Raw genomic sequence first — 25,240 nt, 5'->3', positions numbered from 1 at the left:
TAAAAATACTAAATTGTCCTAATTTGGGCAATGTTATAAATTTAATGTAACATACCCCAATTATCTCCAACATTAATATCAACTGTTAAAGGAGTTGAAAAAGAATGATAATCACTCTGAGCTACACTGGTCATTTCTTTCTCAATTAATTTAATCATTACTTTTTCGTCTTTTTTTGGAATTTCAAAAATTAATTCATCATGAATTTGTAAAAGCATTTTTGAATTAGAATTTTTTTCCTCTGATAATTTCTTATCTAATCTCATCATAGCTAATCTCATTACTTCAGAGGCAGAACCTTGAATAGGAGCATTAATTGCGGCACGTTCTTGAAAATTTCTGACATTAAAGTTTTTGTCATTTATTCCATTAAAATGAGATCTTCTTCCAAAAATATTATTAACATATCCACTTTTCCTACAAAATTTAATTGTATTATCCATATAAACTTTAATTTCTGGAAATTTAGCAAAATATGAATTCAAAAATTCCTCTGCTTCATAATTAGAAACATTTATTTGTTTAGCTAATCCATATTGCGAAATTCCATAAATAATTCCAAAATTAATAGCCTTAGCCTTTCTTCTGTGATCTTGATTAACTTTTTTAATATCAATATTAAATATTTGGCTGGCTGTTAAAGAGTGAATATCTTCTTTATTTTTAAAAGCTTTTTTCAGTTCTTTTACATCTGCTAGGTCTGCTAAAATTCTCATCTCAATTTGATTATAATCTGCAGAAATTAATAGGTGCCCTTTTTTTGCAGTGAAAGCTTTTCTTATATCTTTTCCATCTTCTGATTTAATTGGTATGTTTTGTAAATTGGGATCACTAGATGCTAGTCTTCCAGTCGTTGTAGCAGCCAGCAAAAACGAAGTATGAACTCTTTTTGTATTTGGGTTTAAATGTTCTGGTAAAGCATCTGAATAAGTATTTTTTAATTTTGAAACTTGTCTCCAGTCTAAAATTAATTTAGGAAACTCGTGACCTTTAAAAGCTAAATCCTCTAAAACACTTGCACTTGTTGCAAAACTTCCTTTTTTAGTTTTTTTTAAACCAGCTATTTTCAAGTCATTATAAATTATTTCACCTAATTGCTTTGGGGATGCGATATTGAACTCTTTTTTAGAAATTTTAAATATTTCTTTTTCAAGTTTTTGGATTTTTTTTTCGAATTTAGATGAAAGAGATTTTAAAAACTTACTATCAATTTCAACTCCTTCTATTTCCATAAATGCAAGAATTTTAATTAATGGCTTTTCAAAAATTTCATAGATATTTATCATTTTTTCTGATTTTAAATTTTTGATAAATTTCTTGTATAATCTAAAAGTAATATCGGCATCTTCAGCAGCGTAATCTTTTGCTTTATCTAATTCTACCTCGCTAAAATTAATTTCTTTCTTGCCTGTTCCTACCATATCTTTAAAAGAAATAGGTTTATGTCCTAAATGAATTTCTGATAAAGTATCCATATTATGTCTATTTTTTCCTGCATCTAAGACATAAGACATCAGCATTGTATCTTCCATTGATGAAAGCGTTATTCCACACTTATAAAGTACGATAAAATCAAATTTTATATTTTGACCTATTTTTTTTATACTAGGATCTTCTAATATTTTTCTTAATTTTTTAATTACTATATCTTTTTTTAGACACTTGGGTGACTTGTGACCAACCGGTATGTAACATGCTTTTCCAATTTTAGAACAGAGAGAAATACCCACTAAATCTGCTTGGTGAGGATCTAATGAGGTGGTTTCCGTATCTACAGCAACTTCACCAACTTCTTCTGCCTCCTCTATCCATTTATCAATTTCGTCTAAGTTATTAATTAAATAATAATTTTTATTATTTATCGTTTGTTGTTTTTCTAGATTTTGAGTTACAATCTTATTACTTTCTAGCTCAGGTTCTCCATAAGCAGAAATTGCAGAGCTTAACAATCTGTTAAATTCCATTTCTCTTAAAAATTTGTATAATTTATCCTTATCTATATTTTGCAATTTAAATTCACTTAACTCTCTATCAACAGGAGAGTTATGATCTAGTGTTACAAGTTTTTTACTTATTAATGCTTTATCCTTATTCTCTATTAATGTTTCTCTTCTTTTATTTTGCTTAATCTCATTAGCAGATTTTAGTAAATTTTCTAAAGTGCCATATTTGTTAATTAGCTCTGCAGCTGTCTTAACACCTATCCCTGGAACACCAGGAACATTATCACTACTATCTCCTGCTAAAGATTGCACATCAATAACTTTTGAAGCATCTACTCCAAATTTTTTTAAGACATCATCCTCGGTTATAAATTTGTTTTTCATGGGGTCAAAAATTCGAACCCCTTTTTTGTAAAGCTGCATTAAATCTTTATCTGATGAGACAATTGTAACTTTTGCACCTTTTTTAAGGATTTGATCAACATATGTGGCTATTAAATCATCTGCTTCATAATTAGGAAGATCCACAGATGGTAAATTGAATGCTAGTACTGATTTTCTTATATACTCAAATTGAGGGGCCAAATCATCAGGCGCCTCTGACCTATTAGCTTTGTAATCACTATAAATTTCATTTCTGAAAGTTTTTCTTGCTGAGTCAAATATTACTGCAAAATGTGTTGGTTTTTGCAAGTTATTATCAGATTTAGAGTCCTCTAATAATTTAAATAACATACTGCAAAAACCACTTACAGCGCCTGTTGGAAGTCCATCACTTTTTCTAGTCAATGGAGGCAAAGCATAATAAGCTCTAAAAATATAACCAGAACCATCAATCAAATAAAAATGATCTGTTTTTTGAATTTTATTCATGAAGTATTATTAAATATTATAATGATAACATATTCTGTATATAAAAAAATTTACTTTCAAATATTTCAACAATTATAAGTAGATTATTTTTTATATTTTGAGTATTATTTAATGATGGAATTAACAAAAAATCTCACGCAAGCTAAACTATTTAAATCTCTGGTTGTTATTTTTCTTGGTTCAATAGCACTAACTGTATCTGCAAAGATCAAAATTCCTTTCTATCCAGTTCCTATGACTATGCAAACATTTGTTGTATTATTTTTAGGAATAAGTTTAGGGCATAAAATTGCACTAGCTACAATTGGTCTGTATTTAATTGAAGGAATTGCAGGGCTTCCTGTATTTTCAAATTCTCCTGAAAAAGGTGTTGGATTAATTTACTTTACAGGACCAACTATGGGTTACTTAATTGGTTTTTTAACAGCTTGTTACTTAGCTTCTAAAATAAAGATTGATGATAATTTTTTCATTGTTTTATTTAAGCTAATTATTGCAACTTCAACAATCTATATTTTGGGTCTAATTTGGCTTGGAACATTGATTGGATGGGATAAACCAATTTTTGCTTTAGGTGCAAAACCGTTTCTATTAGCTGAGATTTTTAAGATTATGCTTTTAGCTCTTTTGACTAAACAAGTAATTAAAATTAAAAAATTTATCTAGGTGATCTTTTAGAAAGAATTCTTTGAAGAGTTCTTCTGTGCATTTTAAGCCTTCTGGCTGTTTCTGAAACATTCCTATTACATAACTCGAAAACTCTATGTATATGTTCCCACTTAACTCTATCAGCAGACATCGGGTTTTCTGGTGGGGCCGCTTTTTTTGAAGGATCTGCCAATAATGCTTTCTCTACATCTTCTGCATCAGCAGGTTTAGCTAAATAATCAATGGCACCTTCTTTGATTGCAGCTACTGCCGTTGGAATATTTCCATAACCAGTTAACATGATGATCCTACTATTAGTATTTGAAGACTGGATTTCTTTTACAACCTCAAGTCCATTACCATCTGCAAGCCTTAAGTCTACAACAGCAAAACCTGGTTTTTTAATTTTTACAGATTCAACTCCCTTTTGTACACTCTCAGCTTGAAAAACCTCAAATCCTTTTTTTTCCATCGCTCTTGCTAAACGCTCACGGAAAGGATTATCGTCATCCACGATTAATAATGACTTATTTTTAAAATCGCTAAGATTCTGTAGTTTTGTCTCTTCTTTCATTATCCTTATATGGGGTCTCTGCAAAATATTACAATATATGAATTTTACGCATTTCTGGCTTGAATTATTTGCTTTACTTTAGTGCTGTTTACTTTATATGCCAAAAAATATTAAAGTTTTTTTTTAAAAAGACTTTTTTTTATTAAATTTTTTTTGGAGGCATTTAAAATGCAAAAATTTAAATCAGTTGAGGAATTAGTAAATCAGCTGAAACCTGAAAAACCAGTTTACTGTATTAGAAAGAATTCCATTAAATCTGCTGTTAAATTTTTCCTAAACGAATTTCCAGGTAAAATTTTATATGCAGTTAAAACTAATCCACACCCTGAGGTGATCAAAACAATTATAGAAAGTGGAGTTGAGCAATTTGATGTTGCTTCAATTGAGGAAATTAAAAATATTAGAACTTTTAGTAATACAGCAAAATGCTCTTATATGCATACTGTTAAAAGTAGAGAAAGTATAAAAGAAGCATATTTTAATTATGGTGTAAAAACTTTTTCATTAGATACTAAAGATGAACTAATTAAAATAATTGAAAGTACAAATAATGCTAAAGATTTAGAGTTATTTGTAAGAGTTGCTGTTTCAAACGAACATGCGGAAATTGATTTATCAAAAAAATTTGGTGCTTTAACATCAGAAGCAATTGGTTTGTTAAGACTTGTAAAACAACATGCCAAAAAGATTGGTTTAAGTTTTCACGTTGGTTCACAATGTATGCATCCAATTTCTTATTCGAAAGGAATTAGTGAAATTGGAAATATAATTAAAAAAACAAAAATTTTTCCAGATTACATTAATGTAGGTGGAGGTTTCCCTACAATCTATCCTGACTTAATTCCACAATCTTTAGATAGTTATTTTAATGAAATAAATAAGAGTTTAGAAAATTTAAAGCTTGAAAAACTTCCTGAAATTATTTGTGAGCCTGGTAGAGCTATTGTTGCAGAAAGTGGTTCAACAGTTGTAAGAGTTAATTTAAGAAAAAAACAAAAGCTTTATATTAATGATGGTACCTATGGTACTCTTTTTGATGCTGGTACACCAAACATTGTATTTCCATCTAGAATGATTAAAGAAAATTCTAATAAAATAATTTCAAAAAAATTAACTGCTTTTGATTTCTTTGGACCTACATGTGATAGCATGGATTATATGAAAGGTCCTTTTTTGCTTCCAAATAATATTAAAGAAAATGATTATATTGAACTTGGTCAACTTGGAGCATATGGATTGACATTTAGAACTGAATTTAATGGTTATTACTCAAATGAAATTTATGAAGTTGAAGATAATCCAATAATGACAATGTATGATAAAGACATTAACAAAGCTAACATGGTAGCTTAATGTCAGGTCAAAAAAATCCAGGTCATAACAGCAAAAGAGATTTCTTAAAAAATCCTGTTGAACATATCGATATAACTTCTTTTGATAGTAGAAAAATTATATCCTCAATGGAAAAAATGTCATTTGTTTCTAGAGAAACAGCAAATGCCGCTAACATTTACAACGAGATGCTTAAAGATAAAGATTGTACAATTTTCCTCACATTAGCAGGTTCTACTTCGGCAGCTGGATGTATGAATATTTATAAAGATTTAGTTAAATATAATATGGTAGATGCAATTGTTGCAACTGGCGCATCAATAGTAGATATGGATTTTTTTGAAGCTCTTGGTTTTAAACATTATCAAGGTTCACAATTTCAAGATGATACTGAGCTTAGAAATAACTATATTGATAGAATTTACGATACCTACATAGATGAAGAAGAGCTTCAAATGTGTGATAAAATCATATGTGAAATCGCAAATAACTTAAAAGTGAGAAGCTATACTTCAAGAGAGTTCATTTATGAAATGGGAAAATATTTAAAAAATAACTCAAAAAAAAAAGACTCTTTAATTGAAACCGCTTTTGACAATAATGTTCCTATCTTCTGCCCTGCTTTTACCGACTCAAGCGCAGGATTTGGGTTGGTTATGCATCAAGAGCAAAATCCAAAAAAGCATATGACAATAGACTCGGTTAGAGAATTTAGAGAACTGACTGAAATTAAAATCAAATCTAAAGGTTCTGGATTATTTATGATTGGTGGTGGTGTGCCTAAAAACTTTATTCAAGATACTGTTATTTGTGCTGAACTATTAGGAAAAGATGTAGACATGCATAAGTATGCTGTTCAAATTACTGTTGCTGATAGTAGAGACGGTGCTTGTAGTAGCTCCACATTAAAAGAAGCAAGTTCGTGGGGAAAAGTAGATATTACGAAAGAACAGATGGTGTTTGCAGAAGCAACTAGTGTTTTGCCATTAATTGCTAGTGATGCTTATCATAAAGGTGAGTGGAAAAATAGAACAAGAAAAAACTTTACAAAAATTTTTGAATAAAATTGAAATATCTCTCAAATAAAAACGGATTTTTAGGAATTGATAATAAATTTAGCTTTAAAGAAAAAGCTGTAATTGTTCCATTTGGTTTAGAAAAGACTGTTAGTTATGGGGGAGGAACAAGAAATGGGCCTAAAGAAATTATAAAAGCATCTCATCAAGTTGAGCTATATGATGAAGAACTTAACTGCGAACCTTATAAAAAAATAGGTATTAAAACTTTAAAACCATTTAAAATTGATAAAAATATCCAAAAAGCTCTGAATAAAATCTCAAAGATTAATAAAGAGATTTTAGATAAAAAGCTTTTCCCAATGACTTTGGGTGGAGAGCATTCAATAACCCCTGGATGTATTGTTCCTTTTACAAAAAAATATAAAAATATTTGTCTCTTGCATTTTGATGCTCATGCTGATTTACGTCAAAGCTATAATGGTGAAAAATTTTCACATGCCTCAGCAATTAGAAGGTGTCTGGATTATAAAAATGTTTCTTTAATTTCGTTTGGCATAAGAAACATCTCTGAAAGTGAAATCCCATTTTTAAAAAAGAATTCTTCAAGAATAAATATTTTTTGGGCAAAAGATAAAAAAAAATGGAATTTGTCTAAATTTAAAAAACTAATTAAAAACAAAACTGTTTATCTTACATTTGATGTAGACGGACTTGATTCAAGCATTATGCCTGCAACTGGTACACCTGAACCAGGAGGACTTTTGTGGGATGAAACATTGGATATAATAAGAATTGCAGCTAAAAACTCGAAAATTGTTGGTGCAGATATTAATGAACTATCTCCGATTAAAGGATTTAATTCTTATAATTTTCTTGTTGCAAAATTAGCTTATAAGATTTTGTCTTATAAATTTTTATATTAAACTTTAATTGGTTTAATAATTTTTAATAACATTCTGAATGGTATCAACATTATTATAGCAACTAAAATTTTTACTGCTAAATCTCCAAGAGATAAAGTAACCCAAGGTACTCCTGTTGCATAAAATGATATTGAGAAAAATAAAAATGTGTCGACTGTTGATCCAATCAAAGATGAAGTAAGTGGTGCAACAAACCACTCTTTTTTTCTTAATCGATCAAAAATTTGAATGTCTAATAATTGGGCGGTGATAAAAGCAACCCCTGATCCAATTGCAATTCTAACAGAGATTAAATCTGCAAAATCAGTTGAGAATATCAATGTAAATATAATTCCTATTAAAAAGCCCAAATATACAATTTGTCTTGCTAATAATTTTCCATACGATCTATTCGCTAAATCTGTTATTAAAAAAGCTATTGGGTAACTAAAAGCTCCGTAAGTTAGAATCTCATTTAATCCAAAATAGTTTATTGGAAACTGAACTAAATAATTAGAAGATAACACAACAACCCCCATCATTATAGACAGGGTGATAAATAATTTGTTCATTAAGCTGATTTAGCTACAGGTTTCTTTTTAAAAGGGGATTTAATTAAAACTACTTTTTTTAACTTTTTTAATCTTGGAGATAAATTTTTATTTTTTACAGTTTTTAAAAATTCATCAAAACTACCTTTTTTGTCAACTGACCTTACACCTGAATTGCTTACAGTAAGTTTTAAACTTCTTCCAGTAAGCTCACTTGTAAATTTTACTTTTTTAAGATTAGGTAAAAATCTTCTTTTAGTCTTGTTGTTAGCGTGACTAACATTATGACCTTTCATAGGAATTTTACCGGTAAGTTCACATTTTTTTGACATAATAACAGTGCCTATATAAGGGGAGATATTGAATGCGTCAAGTTTAATACATTTAAGAAACAGTTTTATTTCCAACAATTTCTGTGAAATTTTTGACACCATCTCTTATTAGTAATTCTTTTAGGTCCTTTTTAATCATCCCAGCAATATTGGGTCCTTGAAATACCATGCCGGTATACAACTGAACATAATCTGCTCCTAATAAAAACTTTTCATAAGCTGCTTTACCAGTGTCAACACCACCTACTCCAATTATTTTAATTTTACCTTTAATTAAATTGTAAAATTTACTTATTAAAAGATTTGATTTTTTTTCAATAGGTTTTCCAGATAAACCACCTTTTTGATGTCTCTGTATATTTTGAAGTGTTTCCCGAGAAGCTTCAGATGTGTTTGAAATTATTATTGCACTTATTTCATTTTCTAAAAGTATTTCTGAAATTAATTCAATTTGATTTTCATTTATGTCTGGTGAAATCTTTACAGCTATAGGAATTTCAGTTTTTAATTGTTTTTTTTTCTCTGAGACAGATTTCAATAACTCTTTCAATTTATTTTCTTCATGAAAATTTCTAAGATTTTCAGTATTTGGTGAAGAAATATTAATTGTAATATAATCCGCAACTTCAGAAAATTTTTCTAATCCAATTAAATAATCATTCAATCTATCATTAGAATCTTTGTTTGGACCTACATTTACACCTAGTACACCTAGTTTTTTATTAGATTTTATTCTGTTTAATATTGTATCTGATCCATGGTTATTAAAACCTAATCTATTAATTAATGCTTGATCTTCTACCAATCTAAATACTCTTGGTTTTTCATTTCCATATTGTTTTAATGGTGTAACCGTACCTACTTCAACAAATCCAAAACCCAATTTAAATAAAGGGTTATATACCTCTGCATTCTTATCAAAACCTGCTGCAATACCGATAGGATTATCAAGATGTTGATTAAATAATTTGGTTTTTAAAAGGGGATCATTTTTGTTTTCATCAAATATATTTGAAACTAAATTGAGTTTGAGTGATTGAATTGCTAAAAAATGTGCTCTTTCAGGATCTATTTTAAATATTAAAGATCTTAAATTTGAATACATTATTTCAATTTACTAATTATCAATTCTTTTGTTTCGTTAACACCGAAAAAACTTATAAAAAAACCCATTCTAGGTCCATTTTCATCTCCGAACACCACTTCATAAATTAACTTAAACCAATCTCTTAAGTTTTCTGCATACCCATTCTCTTTGCCAGTTGAATAAATTAATGTTTGTATATCCTCTGGAGACATTTGGTCATTACATTGTTCTAAATTTTTGACTAAAGCTTGTAGAGCTAATTTTTCATTTTCAGATGGATTTTTATATTTTTTTTGAGACTTAATAACATCATTAAAATATTTAATTGCATAACCAACTAATCCATCAAAAATTGGAAAGTTTTTTTCATGAATATTAGATTTATATTTTTTAACAAACTTCCATAATAAATCTTTGTTATCAGCATTGCTTGTTTCAACTAAATTCAACAACATAGAAAAAGACATAATCATTTCTTCTTTTGGAATATTACCATTATGAACATGCCAAACAGGATTCATTACTAATTGTTGTTCTGTTTGTTTTTTTGATTTTTCAATATTATCAAGGTACTCATCTACAGCTTTAGGCACTATTTCTTTATAAAGTTTTTTTGCTCTTTTTGGATTTTGATACATGTATAAAGATAAGCTTTCAGGTGAGGCATATTTTAACCACTGGTCGATGGTAATACCATTTCCTTTAGATTTTGAAATTTTTTCACCCTTTTCATCAAGAAATAATTCATAAGCAAATCCAGATGGATGTTTTTTACCAATTAAATTTATAATTTTAGTTGATAAAATTGCACTCTCAATAAGGTCTTTTCCATACATTTCAAAATCTATATCTAGAGCATACCATCTCATTGCCCAATCAACTTTCCATTGTAATTTACAATTTCCATCCAAAATACTAGATTCTAATTTTTTACCCTTATTATCAAAAATTATTTTAGAATTTTTTTTATCAATTTCTATAACTGGAATTTCGAGAACATGACCTGTATCTGGACAAATAGGTAAAAAAGGACAGTAAGTTTGTTGACGTTCTTTGCCTAAAGTTGGAAGTATAATATTCATTATGCCATCATAATTTTCTAAAATAATTTTTAAAGTTGGGTTGAAAAAACCTCCTTTGTATAAAGATGTTGAGCTTTTAAAACTATATTTAAAATTAAAACTGTTTAAAAAATCTTTTAACATCTCATTATTATGTTCTCCAAAACTTGCAAATTTTTCAAATGGATCTGGAACTTGTGTTAATGGTTTATGTAGATTTTTATGTAGTAATTCCTGATTAGGAACATTATCAGGAACTTTTCTTAAACCATCCATATCATCAGAAAAAGTAATTATCTCTGTTGGAAGATCTGTAAGTTGCTTTAAAGCATTGACCATCATTGAGGTCCTTGCAACTTCACCAAATGTTCCAATATGAGGAAGGCCACTTGGACCATATCCTGTTTGAAGAGTAATTTTACCTTTTTTATCAATAAACGATTTCCTCTCACGAAGCATTTTTTTTGCTTCAACGAAAGGCCAAGCACTTGTTTTGTCTAAAATTTCTTTTTTAATCACGAATATATCTTTTATAAAAATCTTAAATTGGCGATTTTATTAATTCTTATAGAGTTGAAATTTATTTACCATAAAATAATGTTCTTTCAAAATGTCTAATTATAAAACTGTTTTTTTTACACTAGGAATTTTGCAAATAATTTTAGGGGTCTCAATGTTCATCCCTTTAATTGCTCAATTTATTTATTCTGAAATAGATTCATCATTTTTTGGTGCATCTATTGTTACTATAATTTTTGGATCATTATTTTTTCTTTCAAATCTAGACCACAACAAGAAGTTAAATTTACAACAAGCGTTTTTATTAACTGCTTTATCTTGGTTAAGTATTGCTATTTTTGGATCTTTACCATTTATATTTTCGACCATGGAGCTTTCAATTACTGATGCTTTTTTTGAGAGTATGTCTGGTATTACAACAACTGGATCTACAATTATTTCTAACTTAGAGAATACACCAAAAGGCATTCTATTATGGAGAGCAATACTTCAGTGGTTAGGCGGTATTGGTATTATTGTAATGGCAATTACCCTAATGCCTATAATGAATGTTGGAGGTATGCAATTATTTAAAATTTCTAGTAACGACTCATCTGAAAAAATTCTTCCTAAATCGAAAGAAATAGCTTTAAGACTTATTTATATTTATTCAGGTCTAACCGCTCTTTGTGCATTATCATATTGGATATTTGGAATGGGAAAATTTGATAGTTTAACTCATTCTATGACTACAATAGCTACAGGTGGATTTTCTAATTATAATCAATCTATCGGATATTTTGACAGTGTTCCTATAGAAATATCGTCAATGATTTTTATAATTTTAGGAAGTATTCCATTTATTGCATATATTAAATTCATTAGTGGTAATAAAAGAATATTTTTAAACGATATTCAAATCAGAACATTTATTAAAATAATAATTGTAAGCATTATTATATTATCAATTTATTTATTATTTAATAATAATGGAAACTTTAGTTTAAGATCTATTTTTTTTAATACAATTTCAATATTGACTGGAACAGGTTATGTAAATGCCGAATTCGACGGTTGGGGAAGTTTTCCTATAACAATATTTCTTTCATTAATGTTTATTGGTGGCTGTGCTGGATCAACAACTTGTGGTGTTAAAATTTTCAGAATTCAAATTCTATATTTATTTATATTAAATCAATTAAAAAAAATTATTTATCCCAAGGGAATATTTGTAATTAAATACGATCAAGGATCTGTTGATGATAAATTTATTGCATCAATAATTTCATTTATTTATTTTTACTTTGTTATTTTTTTTATTTTAGCTGCATTATTATCATTAACAGGTCTCGATTTTATAACTGCTATCTCAGGAGCAGCAACATCAATATCAAATGTTGGTCCAGGTTTAGGTCCTATAATTGGACCAAATGGAGATTTTTCAGCTTTACCCGATATTTCTAAATGGATCTTAACTGTAGGTATGATTTTAGGTAGACTTGAGTTGTTTGCAATATTAGTGTTGTTCTTACCGTCTTTCTGGAGAAATTAATAATGATAGAAATAGACATTAAAAAACAATCTTTATTAAAAACTCTATCTCTTTATTTTGAAAAAAGAATGTCTAGAGTCTTGTTGTTAGGAATTATTCAAGGATTTCCATTTGTACTAATATATACTGCGCTTGGTCTCTGGCTAAGAGAAAACGAGTTTAGTAGAACTCAAGTAGGTTTTATATCTTTAATTGGTATAACTTATGGTTTTAATTGGTTATGGGCTCCACTTGTTGACCGAATTCGTATTCCTTGGTTGACTGATAAAATTGGTCATCGTCGAAGCTGGATTGTTATTATGCAGCTTATTATTTTAATTAGTTTAGTTTTATGGGGTCTAAATAGTCCAAAGGAAAATATATGGATTGTTGGATTAGTAGGTTTAATAATAGCTATTGCTTCAGCTACTCAAGATATTGTTACAGATGCATTAAGAATTGAGCAAGTTGGAAAAACTGAGCAAGCTTCAATGTCTGCAGGTGCGGGGGTAATGGTTATTGGTTGGTTTACTGGATATAAGGTTGGAGGAATTATAACCTTATTTGTTGCTGATTATCTTGAAAAAATAGATGTCCAAAATTTTTGGCAAGTTACTTTTCTTTTTCTCACAATAATAATAGTTGCATGCAATATTGCTTTAATGTTTTTTCCAGCAGAAAACTCTATAGAAAGACAAAATGAACAAAAAAAATCAGATCAATTGATTTTAAATAAATTAGGATCCTCTAATTCAATAAGTAATATACTCGCTTGGATTATAGGAACTATTACAGGGCCTTTCGTTAGTTTCTTTAAAAGTAAGGGATTTAAAGTAGGTATATATATTATTACTTTTTTATTTCTTTTTAAAATTGGTGAAGCTTTCCTTGGGAAGATGTCTGTGATTTTTTATGATGATATGGGATTTTCAAAAAGAGACATTGCAATTTATTCAAAAGGATATGGATACCTCATTACAATAATATTTACCATGGTGGGTAGCTTTTTTGCTATACGTTCAGGATTGGTAAAAGCTATAATTATTGCTGGAATTCTTATGGCTTCCACTAATCTACTTTTTTCAGCCTTAGCTTTATACGGAAAATCAGAATTACTATTTGCAACAGCAGTAATTCTTGACGAAATTACGTCTGCAGTTTCAACTGTTGTTTTTGTAGCTTTTATTTCTATTTTGGTTGATAGAACTTATACAGCTACACATTACGCTTTAATGGCATCACTAGCAACATTTGGAAAAAATGTTTTTTCAGCATTTTCAGGATTTGTGGTTGATAAACTTGAATTCTTAAATAGTAACGAAAGCTTGCATAATGATTGGGCGGTATTTTTTGTAATTACTTTTTTAATGGTAATTCCATCATTAATTTTTTTATGGGTAATAAAGGATAAGTTGGGAATTAGTGAAAGATAATTTTTTTTGTAAAAAAACATTTTCAAATCTTTACGAACAACCTTCTTATGATTCAAAAGTTGCTTCACAAATAATCTATGGAGAAAAATTTAAAATTTTATCTAAAAATAAAGAATGGGTGAAAATAAAAAATGAATTTGATAATTATGTTGGTTATATTAAATATGAAAAATTTAGAGATAAACACAATCCAACTCATAAAATATGCAATTTAAAAGCAAATATTTTTCAAAAAAGAAAAAAAACTAAAAATTTCTTACCTTTTGGAGCAAAAATTTCAATAATTAATCAAAATAAAAAATTTGTTGAATTTGAGAAAAATAAATGGATTAAAAAAAAAGATCTTAGAAAGTTAAACTATAAAGAAAAAGATTTTGTAAAAATATTTAAAAAATTTTTAAATGTAAAATATGTTTGGGGAGGAAAAACATTTCAGGGCATTGATTGCTCAGCTTTATTGCAAATATTTTTTTATTATAATAGCTCATTTTATCCAAGAGATACAAAAGATCAGATCAAATATACAAAAAAGAATTCAAAGAAAAGACTATTTAAAAAAGGAGATATTATTTTTTGGAAAGGTCATGTTGCTATGTGTTTAAATTCTAAACAACTAATTCACGCTTATGGTCCAGAAAGAAAAGTAATTATTATGCCAATTATAGAAACAATTAATAGAATTGAAAAAACTGCCAAGCTAAAGGTAAAAAAAGTATCTAGAATAAAATATTAATTTCTTCCAAAGTCAGGTTTGTCAATATCTTGTTTCAATTTGATGATTTTTGACCTTACTTTTTTAGTCTGAATAAGTTTCTTTACGATAGACTTATTATTTTTTGAATTAATATCTTTTTTAAATTGATTTAAATTTTTAATAAATAAATCAATCGCTTTTGAAATATTATTTTTATTGTTAAAAAAAATATCTCTCCACATGATTTCATTTGATGCTGCAATCCTAGAAAAATCTCGTAATCCACCAGCGCTATATTTGATTAGCTCATAATTTTGTTTTTTCTCAAAATCTTGCGCAGATTTCACCAGATTATATGCAATTAAGTGTGGTAAATGACTAGTAATAGAAAAAATTTTGTCATGTTTTTCAGCACTCATAACAACTACTTTTGCTCCAATTTTTTTCCAAAACTTAGTTAGAATATTTATATTATTTTTTTTAATATTTTTTTCTTTAATTATTATGCACCATCTATCAGTAAACATATTTTCTTTACCATGCTCTGGTCCACTGACCTCTGATCCAGCTATTGGGTGACTTTGAATCCAATGAATACCTTTCTTTAAAAATTTATTTATAATTTTAGAAGTTTCAATTTTTGAAGAACCAATATCTGTAATCAATGTTTTCGGTGATATAAATTTATTAATTTTTAAAATAATGTTTTTGTATTCACTCATTGGTGTACAAAAGATTATTAAATCAGAATTACTTACACCTTCTTTTAATGATTTAACAATTGTTCCAGGTAATTTTAATCTTTTTATCTTAGCAAGATTTGATTTTGATTTTTCGTAAATAAATATTTTTTTTGCTATTTTTTTTTTGTTAATACGCCTTAATAAAGATGAACCTAATAATCCACAGCCAATAATTAAAATATTTTTCATTTTTTCAATACTTGCTTAATAACATTCATAAACTTTAAGTTTTCTTTTTTAGATCCAATAGTTAACCTTAATTTATTCTTTATATGATAACCATCTTCTGTTGATCTTAAAATAATTCCCTTATTTTTAAGTTTTTCATACAAGAATTTTGCTGAATATCTGCATTTTTCAAAATTAAGTAATAAAAAATTTGCTGAAACTGAATTTGAAAAAATATTATATGTCTCAAGAAATTTCTTAATTTTTTCAGAATATAATAAATTATGTCTAATCGATTTATTTATGAAAGCTTTATCCTTAAGTGACTCGGTGGCAGCTAATTGAGCAATACCATTTACATTAAATGGTGGTTTTATAACATTTAGCGCATCAACTATTTTTTTTGATCCATATCCCCAACCTACTCTCAGGGAAGCTAATCCAAACATTTTTGAAAAAGTTCTAAGGATGAAAACATTGTCTTTATTTTTAAACAAATCTAACCCAGATGAATAATCTTTGTTTTTCATAAATTCTGCATAGGCATCATCTATAACTAGTAAAATTTTTTTATTTAATCTTTTTCTTAATTCTAAAACTTCTTTTTTCGTTAAATAAGTTCCTGTAGGATTGTTTGGGTTGGCTATAAAGACAATTTTAGTTTTTTTTGTTATTTTTTTTAAAATTTCTTTTATTGAAACTTTAAAATTAATTTCTTTTGCAAATACAACTTTTGCACCAACAATTTTTGAGTAAATTCTGTACATTAAAAAACTGTACTCTGGTACCACAACCTCATCTTTTGGGTTTAAAAACAACTGACAGAGCATTTGAATAACCTCATCTGAACCAGCTCCACAAATAATTTTCTCCGAATTACATTTATAAGCTTTAGATATTGCTTTTCTTAAATTTTGAGATTTTCCATCTGGATATTTATCTAAATTCAGATTTTTATTTGATATTATTTTCTTTGCTCTAGGGCTCATACCTAAAGCAGACTCATTTGCAGAAAGCTTAATTACGTTCTTAAGTTTCTTAACTTTTGATTTACCAGGCTTATAAGCTTCAATTTTAAATTTTTTGAAATTTGGAGTTATCATTTTTTTTAATTTATGTGCTCTTTATAGATAAAATTACAAAATTTTATAGAGAATAAGAGGATTTTTTAAAAAATTGACATAATAAATAAGTTCTAGTAAAAAAATTATGCGCTGATTTAACTGAATTGCGAGCGCTTAAAAAAAACCGCTAAAATAGTTTTTTTTCTCACAATTCGAAACAGTCTGAAACTATGAATACTGAGAAAAACATAAAAACTTTAATTGTAAAGAAACCACTAAAATTAGACTGTGGTAAGACCATAAAAGATTTTCCGATAGCCTATGAAACGTACGGCTCACTTAATTCAAAAAAAGATAATGCAATATTAGTTTTTCATGCTCTAACAGGAGATCAATTTGTAACCGGAATAAACCCTGTAACTAACAAAGAGGGTTGGTGGAGTTATGCAGTAGGTCCTGATAAAGCTATCGATACAAATAAATATTTTGTTATTTGCTCTAACGTAATTGGTGGATGTATGGGATCATACGGACCAAGTCATAAAGATCCTGATCAAAAAATTTTTGGAACAAATTTTCCCGTTATCACAATTAATGATATGGTAAATGCTCAATACAATTTACTTGATCATTTTGGTATTGATAAACTATTTTCTATAACTGGTGGTTCAATGGGAGGTATGCAAGTCCTTCAGTTTATTAGTAACTTTCCTGATAAATCTAAAACAGTAATACCGATAGCAACCACATCTAGTCATTCAGCACAAAATATTGCTTTTAACGAGCTAGGTAGACAAGCTATTACAGCTGATAGTAACTGGAAGGATGGGAATTATACATCAAACGATACTAATCCTGGAAAGGGATTGGCGGTAGCTAGAATGGCAGCTCACATAACTTATTTATCTAAAAAAGGTTTGCAGGAAAAATTTGGAAGGAAGTTACAAGAAAGAGAAGATCTTAAATTTGGATTTGACGCTGACTTTCAAATAGAAAGTTATTTAAGATATCAGGGCTCAGTTTTTGTAGATAGATTTGATGCAAATAGTTATCTTTATATTACTAGAGCTATGGATTATTTTGATTTAGCTAAGCAATTCAGAGGTAATCTTTCAGAAGCATTTATAAATACAAAAGCGAAATTTTTTATAATCTCATTTACTTCAGATTGGCTTTATCCAACCCAAGAAAACAAAGATATTGTGATTGCTTTAAACTCAATAGGAGCTGATGTTGGATTTGTAGAAATTGAGTCAGATAAAGGTCACGACTCCTTTTTACTGGATGTTCCTGATTTCTTGAGTGCACTTAAAAACTTTTTAGATAAATCTTACGAAGAAAATTAATTATGAAAAATGAATTTCAGGTAATAGCAGATTTAATTGAAAAAGATAAGAAGGTCTTAGATGTAGGTTGTGCCGATGGAACTTTGATGAAATTTTTAAAGGATAATAAAAATATAAATATAAGAGGATTAGAGATTTCAAAAGAAAAAGTGCAAGAATGTATTGCTAAAGGTTTAACTGTAATTGAAGGAAATGCTGAAAAAGATTTAAAGCAATTTCCAGACAAATCATTTGATTATGTTGTTTTAAGTCAAACCCTTCAAGCTTTTCTTAATCCTGAATTAGTTTTAGATGAACTTTTAAGAGTTGGAAAAAAAGCAATAGTTACGATTCCTAATTTTGGATACTGGAAAGTAAGATTTCATTTATTATTTAAAGGTACAATGCCAATTACAAAAACATTACCAGATGAATGGTATAACACGCCAAATTTACATATGTGTACAATCAAAGATTTTTTTCACTTTGTAAAATCAAAAGATATTAAAATTTTTAAATCACTCGCTTTAAATAATCTTAATTCATCAATAATAAATGAGAGTAATTTAGGAGTTAAAAATTTGTTTGCAGATCTAGGTATATTTTTGATAGAAAAATAAAATGCGTATTGAAATTATACCCTGTCTTAAAGACAACTATAGCTATTTAATAATAGACGAAAGTAACAATTTTGCATGTGTTGTAGATCCAAGTGTGTCTGAACCAATAATAAATTTCCTAAAAAATAAAAATATAAAATTAAAATATATTCTTAATACCCATCATCATTATGATCATATTGGGGGAAATCAAGAATTAAAAAAAAAATATGGGTCAGTTGTTGTTGGTTTTAAAGGAGACTCAAAAAGAATACCTGGAATAGACATTTTCTTAGAAGACAATCAAATATGGAAAGCTGAAAACTTTGAAGCTAAAATTATGCATATACCTGGACATACATCAGGCCATATTTGTTTTAATTTTTTTAAAGAAAAATTAGTTTTTACTGGAGATACACTTTTCTCACTTGGCTGTGGAAGAATATTTGAAGGCTCTTATAAAGAAATGTTTGAGTCTTTGAACAAAATTAAATTATTACCAAAAGAGACAAAAATTTATTGTGGTCATGAATACACTCTTAACAATGCAAAATTTTGTAAAAAATATGATTCTGAGAACAAAGATTTGCAAAAAAAAATAGATAAAATAGAAAAATTAAGAGAAAACGGAATTCCTACTATACCCTCAACTTTAAAAGAGGAATTGGATTGTAATATATTTTTAAGAGCAAAAGATGTAGAAACCTTTTCAAAATTAAGAGATTTTAAGGATAATTTCTAATTAATTCGGCTTGACTAAAGGCTGACTACAACTATATTGCGGTAACTTTAAATTAAATCTTAGTATGTCATACGCAGTAATAAAAACAGGTGGAAAACAGTATAAGGTAAAATCTGGAGAAATTCTAAAGATTGAAAAACTACCAGATTCTAAACCTGAGACTAAGATAGAGTTCAATGAAATTTTGGCATATGGTGATGACAAATCAATTGAAATTGGAACCCCAAATGTTGAGGGTGCAAAAGTAGAAGCCAATTTAATTAAAAATAGTAAAAATAGAACTATTTTAATTTTTAAAAAAAGAAGAAGACAAAATTCAAGAAGAAAAAATGGGCATAGACAAGAATATTCTATGATAAGAATTAACAAAATTTTTTCAAAAGATGGTAAGGTGTTATCTGAAGCTGAAAAAATTTCTAAAACTTCAAAAAAAGAAGAAGTTAAGGAAGCAGTAAGTAAATAGTTATTAGGTAAATTATGGCAACAAAAAAAGCAGGTGGATCATCACGAAACGGACGAGATAGTGCCGGTAGAAGACTTGGTGTAAAAAAGTATGGTGGTGAAACAGTAATTCCTGGAAACATAATTGTTAGACAAAGAGGAACTAAGATTTTTCCAGGTGAAAACGTTGGTATGGGTAAAGATCATTCAATATTTTCAGTTGTTAAGGGAAAAGTTGTCTTCAAAAAATCAAAATCAGATAGAACTTTCGTTTCTGTAAAGCCCAATTAATAGTACAACCAATTAAAATAGATGTTGTATTATGAAATTTCTCGACCAAGTTAAAATATATATTAAAGCTGGAAACGGCGGAGATGGATCTCCTAGTTTTAGAAGAGAGAAATATGTTGAGTATGGTGGACCAGATGGGGGTGACGGTGGAAAAGGTGGATCAATTATTTTAAAGTCAGAGGAGAATTTAAATACCCTTATTGATTATCGGTATCAACAACACCACAAAGCTGAACGTGGGGAAAACGGTTCTGGTCAAAATCGAACAGGAAAAGGTGGTGAAGATTTAATTTTAAAAGTTCCTCTAGGTACACAGGTATTTGAAGAGGATAATAAAACTCTTCTTTTCGATTTTAATAAAAAAGGTGAAGAATATGTTGCAGCTGCTGGTGGAAAAGGAGGTTTAGGAAACACAAGATTTAAAAGTTCTACAAATAGAGCTCCAAGAAAATTTACTAAAGGCACTATCGGAGAAGAATTTACAATATGGCTTCAATTAAAAACAATTGCTGATATCGGTATTATTGGATTGCCAAATGCAGGAAAATCAAGTTTGTTAGCAGCATTAACAAACGCAAGTCCAAAAATTGCAAATTACAAATTTACAACTATTAATCCAAACCTTGGTGTTGCTTCTTACGATGATAAAGAAATTACCATTGCAGATATTCCAGGATTAGTTGAGGGAGCTCACGAAGGTATAGGGTTAGGGATACAATTTTTAAAACATATAGAGAGGTGTAAGTCTTTACTGCACTTAATTGATGTCACCAACTTAGATCTGAATGAGTCTTATAATCAAGTGAAAAATGAATTAAAAAGCTACAGTGCAAAGTTATTAGAAAAAAAAGAACTAATTGTGTTTAATAAAATTGATTTGATTGATGAAGAAACAGCAAATGAAGTTATAGATCATTTTTCAAAGGGTAAAAATTGTGAGATTATGACAATGACAACTCTGGAAAAAGAATCTGTATCAAAAATTAAAGCAAAACTTTTGTCTTATGTATCTTAAAAACTCCAAAATAATTGTTGTCAAAATTGGATCATCTCTACTAGTTGATCAAAATAAAAAAATTAGGAAACAATGGTTATCTAGTTTTGCAAAAGACATTAAAAAATTAAGAGATAAAAATCAAAGAGTAGTTATTGTTAGCTCTGGTGCTATAGCCTTAGGTTGCAAGAAAATGAATTATAACAAAAAAAACATTAAATTAGATAAGAGTCAAGCTATTGCTTCTATTGGTCAAATAGAGCTGATGAATTTATTTTCACAAACTTTTGCAAAGTGTAAATTAAATATTTCTCAGATTTTGCTTACATTAGAAGATACTGAGGAAAGAAGAAGATCTCTCAATGCAAAACGAACTTTTGATAATCTTTTTGAACTTGGTTTTATTCCTGTAGTCAATGAAAATGACACTATTGCAACGAGTGAAATAAAATATGGAGATAATGATAGATTGGCATCTAGAGTTGCGCAAATTACAAACGCAGATACCTTAATTTTATTATCTGATGTTGATGGTTTGTATACAAAAAATCCTAAAATTTTTAAGGATGCTAAACTAATAAAGAAAATTGATGACCTAAAAAAAGATCTAAAAAAAATTTATATTAAAGGTGTAAATGAATATGGAAGTGGTGGTATGCATACAAAAATTGAAGCAGCAAAAATATGTCAGCTTGCTGGTACTAGTATGGTTATTGCAAATGGACTATATTCAAATCCTATCTCAAAAATACTTGAAAAAAATAACTGCACCTGGTTTAGTCCAAAAATTTCAAAGTTAGATGCTAGAAAAAAATGGATAATAAGTTCTGTAGCACCTAAAGGGGCTTTAATAATTGATGATGGTGCTAAAAAAGCATTAAAATCTGGAAAAAGTTTGTTAGCAGCGGGAATTAAAAAAGTTTCGGGAAGATTTAACAAAGGTGATCATATTAAAGTATTAGATAAAAAAAATAACGAATGTGCTAGAGGGTTAAGTTCCTTTACTTCTGATGAGGTAATTAAAATTATGGGTCATCACTCGAATGAAATTGAAAAATTACTAGGCTATGTTGCAAAATCAGAAGTTATTCATAAAGATGATATGGTGGAAATTTAAATGATTAAATATATGAATTTAATTGGAATAAAAGCGCGAAAAGCTAGTGAGTATAAAGTTACAACTGAAGTTAAAAATAAAGTCTTAAATGATTACGCAAAATTAATTAAGAATGAAAAAAAATTCATTATTAATCAAAATTCAAAAGATATTAATTACGCAAGAAAAAGAGGGTTAAAAGAGAACTTAATCAAAAGACTTCATTTAAATGAGAATAAATTGAATGGAATTATAAATTCTATTTTAAAAATAGCTAAATTAAGAGATCCTATAAATAACACTTTAGAAAAATGGAAAAGACCAAATGGTTTGAGCATAAAAAGAGTATCAATACCAATTGGAGTTATTGGTGTTATTTATGAAAGTAGACCAAATGTAACTTCAGATGTTGCTAGTCTTTGTTTTAAATCTGGAAATGTAGTGATTTTGAAAGGAGGCTCTGAGGCCATAAATTCAAATAAAGCTCTAGCTAAGTTGTTTAGAAAAGCACTTAAAAAAAATAAAGTTGATGAAAACTTTATTCAATTTATCGACTCAAAACAAAGAAAACTCGTAGATATAATGCTTTCTAAAATGAAAAAATATATCGATGTCATAATACCTCGTGGTGGAAAAAATTTAGTTAAAAAAGTTTTAGAATTATCCAAGGTACCTATAATTGGGCATTTAGAGGGACTTTGTCATACTTATATAGATAAAGATGCAGAATTAAAAATGGCTAAGGAAGTTGTCTATAACGCTAAATTAAGAAATACAAGTATTTGTGGTGCAACTGAAACTATTCTTATTCATAAAAATATAGTCAAAAAATTTAGTAATCCTGTTTTGCAGGCACTTGAAAATAGTGGTTGTAAAATAATTGGTGATAAGATTTTAAAGAGTTATTACAAAGGTCAAATATATCCTGCAAAAGAAAAAGATTGGTCAACTGAATATTTAGCATCAATTGTATCTGTTAAAGTTGTTAAAAATTCTGAAGAGGCAATTAAGCATATTAATAGATATGGAACTATGCACACTGACTCCATCATCACAAAAAATAAAAAAACAGCAAAATATTTCCTAAAAAATGTTAAAAGCTCAATTGCAATGCATAATACCTCAACTCAATTTGCTGATGGCGGTGAATTTGGATTTGGTGGAGAAGTTGGAATTTCTACCAATACGCTACCACCAAGAGGTCCTGTAGGTTTAAATCAATTGATTTCATATAAATATGAAATCACTAGTAATGGTAAAATAAGAAATTAAATTGAATAGCAGAAAAATAAAAATTGGTGTTTTGGGTGGATCGTTTGATCCTGCTCATAAAGGACATTTGGCAATTTCTAAGGAAGCAAAAAAAAGATTTAAACTCAAAAAAGTTATTTGGGCAATTACAAAAAAAAATCCATTTAAAATAGAGAGCGAGACATCTGTTGCTGAAAGAATTAAATTTTGTAAAAAAATAATTGGTACAAATTCATTTATTAAGGTTAAATTTTATGAAAAAATTATTAAGTCAAATAAAACTATTAATTTAATCAATCATTTAAAAAAAGATAAAAGCATTGAAATTTATTTTTTAATGGGTGCCGACAACCTTATTAATTTTCATAAATGGCATAAATCTAAATTAATTTCACAAAAATGTAATATTCTAGTTTTTGATCGACATGGGTATAAAAAAAATTCTTTAAAATCAAAGACATTTAAGCAACTTAGTAAGGCCAATCTAGAGTTTATTGAGTTTAATAAAGTCAACATTTCATCTTCTCAATTAAGAAAAATTTGATAATCTAAAATCAATTAATGGACAAAATTTCAGACTTAAAAGAAATTGTAATCAACACACTAGATCTCAATAAAGCTCAAGACATTGTAACTATTGATCTTAAAGACAAAAGTTCTATGGCTGATTACATGATCATAGCAAGTGGAACTTCATCTAGACATATTCAATCCTTGTCAGAACAAGTTTTAGAAAAACTTAAAAATAACGGTGTAAAAGACTCAAAAATTGAAGGTAAAGAAAGTGGAGAATGGAAACTTGTTGATGGAATTGATTTGATTGTTCATATTTTTCATCCAGAAAAAAGAAAATTTTATGAATTAGAAAAAATTTGGTCAGAGCTAATTCCAAAAGAAAAAGTGATGATATGAAAAAAATTAAATTTTTATTATTAATTTTTTTTTCTGTTTTTTATTTAAATAAAACAGTTATTTCAGCTGAAATTGATATTTATAAAAAAATTGATCTCTTCGGTGAGGTTCTAGAAAAAATTAATAAAGAATATGTTGATGAGTTCAATCAATCTGAGAGTATGGACTCTGCTATCAATGGACTTTTACAATCTTTAGATCCTTATTCATCCTACATGTCGCCTAAAATATTTGATGAAATGCAAACAGAAACCAGTGGTGAGTTTGGTGGATTAGGAATTGAGGTTAGCATGGAGGCTGGTGTGGTAAAAGTAATTTCACCAATAGATGATACACCTGCGTCCAGAGCTGGATTAAAAGCTGGTGATTACATAGTAAAAATAAATGATGTTCAGGTCCAAGGAAAATCATTGAGTGAAGCTGTTGATTTAATGAGAGGACCTGTGGGTTCTGGAATAGAGTTAACAGTAAGACGAAGAGGTGAAAAAAAGGCTTTAACATTTAATATAATAAGAGAAGTTATTCAGGTTCAATCTGTTAAATCTGAAATTATAGATGAAAGTATAGGATACATCAGGCTTACGTCATTTAATGATAACAGCAGTGATCAAATAGAAAAACAAATTAAAAAACTTAAAAAAGATAAAAACTTAAATTCATTTATTTTAGATTTAAGAAATAATCCTGGAGGTCTTTTATCTCAAGCAATAAAGATATCAGATTTTTTTCTGGAAAATGGAGAGATAGTTTCAACAAAAAGCAGAAAAAAATCTGAAAATAGAAAATGGTTTGCAAAAAAAGGAGATATTACCGATGGAAAAACACTATTGGTTTTAATTAACTATGGTTCAGCATCTGCATCTGAAATTGTTGCAGGAGCTTTAAAGGATCACAAAAGAGCAATCATCGTTGGTGAAAATAGCTTTGGTAAAGGTTCTGTCCAATCCATTATTCCTTTAAAAAATCGTGGTGCTATCAGATTAACTGTTGCAAAATACTATCTTCCTTCTGGAAAATCTATTTCTGAAGTAGGTGTTAGACCAGATATTGAAGTAAATGAAGAAGGTGATGATTTTAGAATAAAAACTGATACTGATAATCAATTAAACTACGCTATTAAGTTACTTAACGGATAA

The 25,240-nt window shown here is 28.2% G+C and carries 26 protein-coding genes; 18 read left to right on the top strand and 8 right to left on the bottom strand.

All coding sequences use genetic code 11. From position 1 onward, the window contains the following. Positions 1–41: 41 nt before the first annotated feature. Positions 42–2,816, bottom strand: a complete 2,775-nt coding sequence (gene polA, locus DT059_RS03540; RefSeq protein WP_145596818.1) for a DNA polymerase I — start codon at positions 2,814–2,816, stop codon at positions 42–44. A 114-nt stretch (positions 2,817–2,930) separates the two neighbouring features. Here polA and DT059_RS03535 point away from each other — a divergent pair, with 114 nt between their 5' ends. Further along, a complete protein-coding gene (locus tag DT059_RS03535; protein ID WP_145598039.1) occupies positions 2,931–3,482 on the top strand; it encodes a biotin transporter BioY in 552 nt (183 codons plus the stop codon). Here the strand turns inward: DT059_RS03535 and DT059_RS03530 are convergent. Next, positions 3,475–4,038 (bottom strand): ActR/PrrA/RegA family redox response regulator transcription factor, encoded by a 564-nt coding sequence (locus DT059_RS03530; RefSeq protein ID WP_145596816.1) that lies wholly within the window; start codon positions 4,036–4,038, stop codon positions 3,475–3,477. The two genes, DT059_RS03535 and DT059_RS03530, sit on opposite strands and share 8 nt — an antisense overlap. A 168-nt stretch (positions 4,039–4,206) precedes the next feature. Between DT059_RS03530 and DT059_RS03525 the strand changes: the two genes are divergently transcribed. Genes DT059_RS03525 through speB form a run of 3 tightly spaced genes read left to right on the top strand, consistent with a single transcriptional unit; the run spans position 4,207 to position 7,312 of the window. Beyond that, positions 4,207–5,391, top strand: coding sequence for a type III PLP-dependent enzyme (locus tag DT059_RS03525; RefSeq protein WP_145596814.1), 1,185 nt, complete (start codon positions 4,207–4,209; stop codon positions 5,389–5,391). After that, positions 5,391–6,434, top strand: a complete 1,044-nt coding sequence (locus DT059_RS03520) for a 1,9-bis(guanidino)-5-aza-nonane synthase (RefSeq protein ID WP_145596812.1) — start codon at positions 5,391–5,393, stop codon at positions 6,432–6,434. The genes DT059_RS03525 and DT059_RS03520 overlap by 1 nt, the downstream gene beginning before the upstream one ends. A gap of 2 nt (positions 6,435–6,436) precedes the next feature. Beyond that, positions 6,437–7,312, top strand: a complete 876-nt coding sequence (gene speB, locus DT059_RS03515; RefSeq protein WP_145596811.1) for an agmatinase — start codon at positions 6,437–6,439, stop codon at positions 7,310–7,312. On the opposite strand, the gene DT059_RS03510 is transcribed toward speB, so the two are convergent. Genes DT059_RS03510 through DT059_RS03495 form a run of 4 tightly spaced genes read right to left on the bottom strand, consistent with a single transcriptional unit; the run spans position 7,309 to position 10,841 of the window. Continuing rightward, positions 7,309–7,863 carry a queuosine precursor transporter gene (locus DT059_RS03510; protein ID WP_145596809.1) on the bottom strand — a complete coding sequence of 185 codons (555 nt, stop codon included), beginning with the start codon at positions 7,861–7,863 and terminating at the stop codon, positions 7,309–7,311. The genes speB and DT059_RS03510 overlap by 4 nt on opposite strands. Further along, entirely contained in the window at positions 7,863–8,174 is a 312-nt protein-coding gene (gene rpmB, locus DT059_RS03505) for a 50S ribosomal protein L28 (RefSeq protein ID WP_023854682.1), read from the bottom strand. The genes DT059_RS03510 and rpmB overlap by 1 nt, the downstream gene beginning before the upstream one ends. Positions 8,175–8,226: 52 nt before the next feature. Beyond that, positions 8,227–9,279 carry a quinone-dependent dihydroorotate dehydrogenase gene (locus DT059_RS03500; protein ID WP_145596807.1) on the bottom strand — a complete coding sequence of 351 codons (1,053 nt, stop codon included), beginning with the start codon at positions 9,277–9,279 and terminating at the stop codon, positions 8,227–8,229. Next, positions 9,279–10,841, bottom strand: a complete 1,563-nt coding sequence (locus DT059_RS03495) for a lysine--tRNA ligase (RefSeq protein WP_145596805.1) — start codon at positions 10,839–10,841, stop codon at positions 9,279–9,281. Before DT059_RS03495 ends, DT059_RS03500 begins: the two co-directional genes overlap by 1 nt. 91 nt (positions 10,842–10,932) lie before the next feature. On the opposite strand from DT059_RS03495, the gene DT059_RS03490 reads away from it, so the two are divergent. From DT059_RS03490 to DT059_RS03480, 3 genes are read left to right on the top strand one after another with little or no spacing between them, the layout of a single operon-like run. Further along, positions 10,933–12,372, top strand: coding sequence for a TrkH family potassium uptake protein (locus DT059_RS03490; protein ID WP_145596803.1), 1,440 nt, complete (start codon positions 10,933–10,935; stop codon positions 12,370–12,372). Between the two features lie 2 nt (positions 12,373–12,374). Then, complete coding sequence (locus tag DT059_RS03485) at positions 12,375–13,784, top strand: AmpG family muropeptide MFS transporter (protein ID WP_145596801.1); 1,410 nt, start codon at positions 12,375–12,377, stop codon at positions 13,782–13,784. After that, positions 13,774–14,517: a C40 family peptidase gene (locus DT059_RS03480; protein ID WP_145596799.1), complete on the top strand. Its 744-nt coding sequence runs from the start codon at positions 13,774–13,776 to the stop codon at positions 14,515–14,517. Before DT059_RS03485 ends, DT059_RS03480 begins: the two co-directional genes overlap by 11 nt. On the opposite strand, the gene DT059_RS03475 is transcribed toward DT059_RS03480, so the two are convergent. Both DT059_RS03475 and hisC read right to left on the bottom strand, forming a co-directional pair. Continuing rightward, entirely contained in the window at positions 14,514–15,410 is an 897-nt protein-coding gene (locus tag DT059_RS03475; protein WP_145596797.1) for a prephenate dehydrogenase, read from the bottom strand. The genes DT059_RS03480 and DT059_RS03475 overlap by 4 nt on opposite strands. Continuing rightward, positions 15,407–16,492: a histidinol-phosphate transaminase gene (hisC, locus tag DT059_RS03470; protein ID WP_145596795.1), complete on the bottom strand. Its 1,086-nt coding sequence runs from the start codon at positions 16,490–16,492 to the stop codon at positions 15,407–15,409. The genes DT059_RS03475 and hisC overlap by 4 nt, the downstream gene beginning before the upstream one ends. Before the next feature lie 191 nt (positions 16,493–16,683). Here hisC and metX point away from each other — a divergent pair, with 191 nt between their 5' ends. The 11 genes from metX to DT059_RS03415 all read left to right on the top strand — a co-directional run bounded on the left by metX (position 16,684) and on the right by DT059_RS03415 (position 25,240). Beyond that, positions 16,684–17,799, top strand: coding sequence for a homoserine O-acetyltransferase MetX (gene metX / locus DT059_RS03465; RefSeq protein ID WP_145596793.1), 1,116 nt, complete (start codon positions 16,684–16,686; stop codon positions 17,797–17,799). A gap of 2 nt (positions 17,800–17,801) precedes the next feature. Then, positions 17,802–18,398, top strand: a complete 597-nt coding sequence (metW, locus tag DT059_RS03460; RefSeq protein WP_023854673.1) for a methionine biosynthesis protein MetW — start codon at positions 17,802–17,804, stop codon at positions 18,396–18,398. Between the two features lies 1 nt (position 18,399). Next, on the top strand, positions 18,400–19,119 hold the full coding sequence (gene gloB, locus DT059_RS03455) for a hydroxyacylglutathione hydrolase (protein ID WP_145596791.1): 720 nt from the start codon (positions 18,400–18,402) through the stop codon (positions 19,117–19,119). Between the two features lie 64 nt (positions 19,120–19,183). Beyond that, positions 19,184–19,582: a 50S ribosomal protein L21 gene (gene rplU, locus DT059_RS03450; protein WP_145596789.1), complete on the top strand. Its 399-nt coding sequence runs from the start codon at positions 19,184–19,186 to the stop codon at positions 19,580–19,582. A gap of 14 nt (positions 19,583–19,596) precedes the next feature. After that, complete coding sequence (gene rpmA / locus DT059_RS03445) at positions 19,597–19,851, top strand: 50S ribosomal protein L27 (RefSeq protein WP_023854670.1); 255 nt, start codon at positions 19,597–19,599, stop codon at positions 19,849–19,851. Between the two features lie 31 nt (positions 19,852–19,882). Then, positions 19,883–20,866: an Obg family GTPase CgtA gene (gene cgtA / locus DT059_RS03440; RefSeq protein WP_145596787.1), complete on the top strand. Its 984-nt coding sequence runs from the start codon at positions 19,883–19,885 to the stop codon at positions 20,864–20,866. Beyond that, complete coding sequence (gene proB / locus DT059_RS03435; protein ID WP_145596785.1) at positions 20,856–21,962, top strand: glutamate 5-kinase; 1,107 nt, start codon at positions 20,856–20,858, stop codon at positions 21,960–21,962. Before cgtA ends, proB begins: the two co-directional genes overlap by 11 nt. Further along, positions 21,963–23,213 carry a glutamate-5-semialdehyde dehydrogenase gene (locus DT059_RS03430; protein WP_145596783.1) on the top strand — a complete coding sequence of 417 codons (1,251 nt, stop codon included), beginning with the start codon at positions 21,963–21,965 and terminating at the stop codon, positions 23,211–23,213. Beyond that, entirely contained in the window at positions 23,209–23,736 is a 528-nt protein-coding gene (nadD, locus tag DT059_RS03425) for a nicotinate (nicotinamide) nucleotide adenylyltransferase (protein WP_240704627.1), read from the top strand. The genes DT059_RS03430 and nadD overlap by 5 nt, the downstream gene beginning before the upstream one ends. A gap of 17 nt (positions 23,737–23,753) precedes the next feature. Continuing rightward, positions 23,754–24,104, top strand: a complete 351-nt coding sequence (rsfS, locus tag DT059_RS03420) for a ribosome silencing factor (RefSeq protein WP_075484663.1) — start codon at positions 23,754–23,756, stop codon at positions 24,102–24,104. After that, complete coding sequence (locus DT059_RS03415) at positions 24,101–25,240, top strand: S41 family peptidase (protein ID WP_145596779.1); 1,140 nt, start codon at positions 24,101–24,103, stop codon at positions 25,238–25,240. Before rsfS ends, DT059_RS03415 begins: the two co-directional genes overlap by 4 nt.

The sequence above is a fragment of the Candidatus Pelagibacter sp. FZCC0015 genome (assembly GCF_007833635.1).
Lineage (GTDB): Bacteria > Pseudomonadota > Alphaproteobacteria > Pelagibacterales > Pelagibacteraceae > Pelagibacter.
Note: the sequence above shows the minus strand (reverse complement) of the source record. Positions and strands in the feature narration are given on the sequence as shown.

Coding starts and splice junctions, on each gene's coding strand:
- DT059_RS03485 (WP_145596801.1), top strand. CDS start 12,375: ATGATAGAAATAGACATTAAAAAACAATCTTTATTAAAAACTCTATCT.
- hisC (WP_145596795.1), bottom strand. CDS start 16,492: ATGATAACTCCAAATTTCAAAAAATTTAAAATTGAAGCTTATAAGCCT.
- DT059_RS03490 (WP_145596803.1), top strand. CDS start 10,933: ATGTCTAATTATAAAACTGTTTTTTTTACACTAGGAATTTTGCAAATA.
- gloB (WP_145596791.1), top strand. CDS start 18,400: ATGCGTATTGAAATTATACCCTGTCTTAAAGACAACTATAGCTATTTA.
- rsfS (WP_075484663.1), top strand. CDS start 23,754: ATGGACAAAATTTCAGACTTAAAAGAAATTGTAATCAACACACTAGAT.
- metW (WP_023854673.1), top strand. CDS start 17,802: ATGAAAAATGAATTTCAGGTAATAGCAGATTTAATTGAAAAAGATAAG.
- DT059_RS03415 (WP_145596779.1), top strand. CDS start 24,101: ATGAAAAAAATTAAATTTTTATTATTAATTTTTTTTTCTGTTTTTTAT.
- metX (WP_145596793.1), top strand. CDS start 16,684: ATGAATACTGAGAAAAACATAAAAACTTTAATTGTAAAGAAACCACTA.
- rpmB (WP_023854682.1), bottom strand. CDS start 8,174: ATGTCAAAAAAATGTGAACTTACCGGTAAAATTCCTATGAAAGGTCAT.
- DT059_RS03520 (WP_145596812.1), top strand. CDS start 5,391: ATGTCAGGTCAAAAAAATCCAGGTCATAACAGCAAAAGAGATTTCTTA.
- proB (WP_145596785.1), top strand. CDS start 20,856: ATGTATCTTAAAAACTCCAAAATAATTGTTGTCAAAATTGGATCATCT.
- DT059_RS03475 (WP_145596797.1), bottom strand. CDS start 15,410: ATGAAAAATATTTTAATTATTGGCTGTGGATTATTAGGTTCATCTTTA.
- DT059_RS03510 (WP_145596809.1), bottom strand. CDS start 7,863: ATGAACAAATTATTTATCACCCTGTCTATAATGATGGGGGTTGTTGTG.
- DT059_RS03535 (WP_145598039.1), top strand. CDS start 2,931: ATGGAATTAACAAAAAATCTCACGCAAGCTAAACTATTTAAATCTCTG.
- cgtA (WP_145596787.1), top strand. CDS start 19,883: ATGAAATTTCTCGACCAAGTTAAAATATATATTAAAGCTGGAAACGGC.
- rplU (WP_145596789.1), top strand. CDS start 19,184: ATGTCATACGCAGTAATAAAAACAGGTGGAAAACAGTATAAGGTAAAA.
- DT059_RS03530 (WP_145596816.1), bottom strand. CDS start 4,038: ATGAAAGAAGAGACAAAACTACAGAATCTTAGCGATTTTAAAAATAAG.
- DT059_RS03500 (WP_145596807.1), bottom strand. CDS start 9,279: ATGTATTCAAATTTAAGATCTTTAATATTTAAAATAGATCCTGAAAGA.
- DT059_RS03430 (WP_145596783.1), top strand. CDS start 21,963: ATGATTAAATATATGAATTTAATTGGAATAAAAGCGCGAAAAGCTAGT.
- rpmA (WP_023854670.1), top strand. CDS start 19,597: ATGGCAACAAAAAAAGCAGGTGGATCATCACGAAACGGACGAGATAGT.
- polA (WP_145596818.1), bottom strand. CDS start 2,816: ATGAATAAAATTCAAAAAACAGATCATTTTTATTTGATTGATGGTTCT.
- DT059_RS03525 (WP_145596814.1), top strand. CDS start 4,207: ATGCAAAAATTTAAATCAGTTGAGGAATTAGTAAATCAGCTGAAACCT.